We start from the raw sequence: 3,474 nt of genomic DNA, 5'->3' as shown, positions 1-3,474 counted from the left end.
ACACTCGACTAGTCGTCGGCAGCGTCAGATGTGTATAAGAGACAGCGTCCCCTCCACCCCATTGCGCTACATCAGTCCGCCCTCGCCCAGGGAGACGATGTGTTCGCGCGTCACCCGGACCCCCGCGGCCACCAAGGGCAGCACAAGGTCGAACGCCGTCGTCTTTGCGTACATCACGCAGCCCGGCAACCCCATGACCGGCACGCCGTCGCGGAAGTATCCCATCAGCAGCATCGCCCCCGGGAGCACCGGCGCGCCGTAGGACACGATCTCGGCCCCGGATGCCTTGACGGCTCCGGGCGTGTTGTCGTCCGGGTCCACGCTCATGCCCCCCGTGCAGAGGACGAGGTCGACCCCCTCATCCCGGGCGGCCCGGATCGCCGCGGCGATGTTCTCCAGCCCGTCGTCCACCACCCGGTGAAACGACCTCTCCATGCCGTGGCGTTTCAGTTTTTCCTCGATCACGGGTGTGAAGGTGTCCCTGATCCTGCCGTGATAGACCTCGCTCCCCGTGGTGACGATCCCCGCGCGCTTCAGCCGGTAGGGCAGGAGCTCCAGCAGCGGCTTGGGCCCGGCGGCCCGGCTTGCCTCCTCCAGCTTGCGCTCCTCGATCACCAGGGGGATCGCGCGCATCCCGGCCAGCCGGGTTCCCGCCGAGACGTGGGTGTCCCCCCGCCTCGTCGCAATCATCATCTCGCCCACGCCGTTGACCGCGCGGAGGCGGGCCGAGTCCACGCGGAACAGCCCGTCGGTCTCCGCCACGAGCTCGATCTTGCCCTCACGAACCTCCGTGGGGCGCATATGGTCGTTCCTGCAGAGGACGCAGAGGCGCTGCGCCGCGTCGTCCTCGTGCAGCATCCCCTCCCCGAGCTCCCAGACGTAGACGTGCTCCTTGCCCATGGAGAGCAAAACGGGGATGTCCTCCTCCCGTATCACATGTCCCTTGCGGAACTGGGCTCCCTTGAACCCGGCCGTCCCCGCCGCCTCGTCTCCCTTGACTATTCGCGTTACGTCGTGGCAGAGCACCTGCCCCACCGCGTCCCGAACCTTAATCCGCTCCATCTTTGTTCCCTGCCTCCGCAGTGCCGCTCAGGATTTCAATGGGGTCTCCCTTACGGACGATCCCCTCGCGGATCACGATGACGAAAATTCCCTCCGTGGGCATGACGCAGTGCCCCGCCGCTCTCTGAATGGCACAGCCGTCGTTGTGGCATCGCTTGCCGATCTGGGTGACCTCCACCTCGGCCTCGCCGATTCGGAGGTGCGTCCCGACGGGAAGCGCCTTCAGATCGATCCCCTCGGTGTTGATGTTCTCCGCGAAGGCCCCGGCCGTCAGGGGCAGGGCGCACGCGGCGCGCATCGTGTCGACGCTCTCCTCCGCCAGCATGCTGATCTGACGGTGCCAGTTCCCCGCGTGGGCGTCGCCCTCGATGCCGTGATCCCGGACCAGGCGTATCAGGGGAACCTCGCTCTTCCTCGTTCCCTTCGCCGTGCTGATGTTTACGCTCGTCACGCTGGGCATGCCGTTCCCTCCTCGATCCAGGGCTCCCCGCCTGCCCGATAGTCCCCGCTGCGTCCTCCGGACTTGCTCAACAGGCGGATTTCGCCGATGCGGATGTCCCTCTGCACGGCCTTGCACATGTCGTAGATCGTCAGGGCCGCTACGGACACGCCCGTCAGGGCCTCCATCTCGACCCCGGTGCGCTCACGGCATCGCACCGTGCAGGCGATATCGACGCCGCATCGGCCGCCGTTCCGAAAAGCCCGGAACCGGATGTCCACCCCCGTCAGCATGAGGGGATGGCACATCGGGATCAGGTCGGAGGTCCTCTTCGCGGCCATGATCCCCGCCACCTGGGCCACGGCCAGGACGTCCCCCTTCCCGATCCGCCCCTCCTCGATCCGCCGCAGCGTATCCTCGTTCAGGTGGACGGTCCCGGCGGCGCACGCGACGCGCTCGGTCTCCGACTTGTCCGAGACGTCCACCATCCGCGCCCGTCCCTCGTCGTTGAAGTGCGTTAAATCGGAGCGCGTCGAAGCGTCCTGTATAGGCCTTTCCATGTCTCGATCGCCCCGCCCCTCCCGCTTTCCATCTTCCATGCCTCTATCAGCCCTTCATGTAGGTATCAGCCACGTCAGCCTCCGATCCGGTTCATCGGGCGCACGCTCCGGCTGCCCAGTCGCTCCATCTCGTGCTGAAGGGGCTTTTGCAGAATCCCACCTCGAATGGCCCGGAACAGAGCCTCGCCCCTCAGTCCCTTCAGCGGGATCTCCGCCTCGGAGTGGAGGCACGGCTTCAGCTTTCCGTCCGCCGTGACCCGTATCCGGTTGCACTCCGAACAGAACTTGTGGCTGAGCGGCCGGATCAGCCCCACCGTCCCCGCGTAGCCCGGAATACGATAGCGGGCCGCCACGCCGTCCGTATCCGTGGGGCTCAGGTCCGGACAGGCCTCGAGCACCCGGCTTCCGCCAACGAAACGGGAGCGGTCCCAGTCCGCGCACTCCCCGATGGGCATCAGCTCGATGAAGCGCACCTCGACGGGATGCTCCCGGGTGAGGGCCACGAAATCGGGGATCTCGTCGTCGTTGACGCCCCCCATCAGCACCACGTTGAACTTGAGACGGCCGAATCCCGCGCGGAGCGCCGCGTCGACGCCCTCCAGCACGTCGGTCAGGGAACCGCGCCGGGTGAGGGATGCAAAACGCTCCGGCCTCAGCGTGTCGAGGCTGACGTTGAGACGGTCCACCCCGGCCTCTCGGAGAGAACGCGCAAAACCGCCCAGCAGGGAGCCGTTCGTGGTCAGGCAGAGCTCCGCGATGCCGCCGATCTCCGCGATGCCGCGGCAGATGTCCAGAATGCCGTGCCGCACCAGAGGCTCTCCGCCCGTCACACGCACCTTGCGCACCCCGCACCGGGCCGACTGGGCCGCCACGTCGATGCACTCCTCGACCGACAGGACCTCCGAATGCTCCTTCTTGGGCACTCCCGAGTCCGGCATGCAGTAAATGCAGCGGTAATTGCAGAGGTCGGTCACGGAAAGCCGCAGATAATCGATCCTTCGTCCGTATGCGTCATTCACGGTCTCCTCCCCCTTGCCCTCTAACGCGGAGACGTCAACTTATTTCCCGAAACAAATCGAAACGCCTCATTTTTGAAGCATAGGGGAAAAACGGAGACTTGTCAAATTGAAGGGAAAACCCCGGCCCGAAAAAAGGAAAGGTATTCAGTAAAAGAATGCGGAAGGTGCGCCCTGGAAGAGCGGCATCGGAGCAAACGGCTTTATGCCGGTACGAAGCGCCGTCGGATATAATTGATTTCAGAGGTCGTTCGAGGAAAATTTTTTCTGCATGGAGGAGGCTGGAAGATGTCATTGAAGGAAAAGCTGGATCGGTTCCGTTCGGACTCTCCCTCGCGCTTCACCGAGGAACAGCGGAGGATCATGAGGCGGTTTCAGGATAACGTGGATGCGATGG

Annotated in this window: 4 protein-coding genes; all 4 read right to left on the bottom strand. The window is 64.7% G+C overall.

What is annotated here, in order from left to right; translation table 11 throughout:
- Nucleotides 1-66: 66 nt before the first annotated feature.
- The 4 genes from ABLA28_RS11050 to moaA all read right to left on the bottom strand — a co-directional run bounded on the left by ABLA28_RS11050 (nucleotide 67) and on the right by moaA (nucleotide 3,080).
- Nucleotides 67-1,062 carry a molybdopterin-binding protein gene (locus ABLA28_RS11050; RefSeq protein ID WP_347713711.1) on the bottom strand — a complete coding sequence of 332 codons (996 nt, stop codon included), beginning with the start codon at nucleotides 1,060-1,062 and terminating at the stop codon, nucleotides 67-69.
- The gene (locus ABLA28_RS11045) at nucleotides 1,049-1,522 is read right to left on the bottom strand and encodes an MOSC domain-containing protein (RefSeq protein WP_347713710.1); all 474 of its coding nucleotides are present in this window, start codon (nucleotides 1,520-1,522) and stop codon (nucleotides 1,049-1,051) included. Before ABLA28_RS11045 ends, ABLA28_RS11050 begins: the two co-directional genes overlap by 14 nt.
- Nucleotides 1,510-2,061 carry a cyclic pyranopterin monophosphate synthase MoaC gene (moaC, locus tag ABLA28_RS11040; RefSeq protein ID WP_347713709.1) on the bottom strand — a complete coding sequence of 184 codons (552 nt, stop codon included), beginning with the start codon at nucleotides 2,059-2,061 and terminating at the stop codon, nucleotides 1,510-1,512. The genes ABLA28_RS11045 and moaC overlap by 13 nt, the downstream gene beginning before the upstream one ends.
- Before the next feature lie 74 nt (nucleotides 2,062-2,135).
- Nucleotides 2,136-3,080, bottom strand: a complete 945-nt coding sequence (gene moaA / locus ABLA28_RS11035) for a GTP 3',8-cyclase MoaA (RefSeq protein WP_347713708.1) — start codon at nucleotides 3,078-3,080, stop codon at nucleotides 2,136-2,138.
- Between the last annotated feature and the right edge of the window lie 394 nt (nucleotides 3,081-3,474).

It is taken from the genome of uncultured Fretibacterium sp. (assembly GCF_963544685.1).
Classification (GTDB): Bacteria; Synergistota; Synergistia; order Synergistales; family Aminobacteriaceae; genus CAJPSE01.
The sequence above is the reverse complement of the archived record's forward strand: the minus strand, read 5'-3'. Positions and strand labels throughout refer to the sequence as shown.

What these genes read in the sequence shown, in the direction of transcription:
- ABLA28_RS11050 (WP_347713711.1), bottom strand. Translation starts at nt 1,062, where the DNA reads ATGGAGCGGATTAAGGTTCGGGACGCGGTGGGGCAGGTGCTCTGCCAC.
- ABLA28_RS11045 (WP_347713710.1), bottom strand. Translation starts at nt 1,522, where the DNA reads ATGCCCAGCGTGACGAGCGTAAACATCAGCACGGCGAAGGGAACGAGG.
- moaC (WP_347713709.1), bottom strand. Translation starts at nt 2,061, where the DNA reads ATGGAAAGGCCTATACAGGACGCTTCGACGCGCTCCGATTTAACGCAC.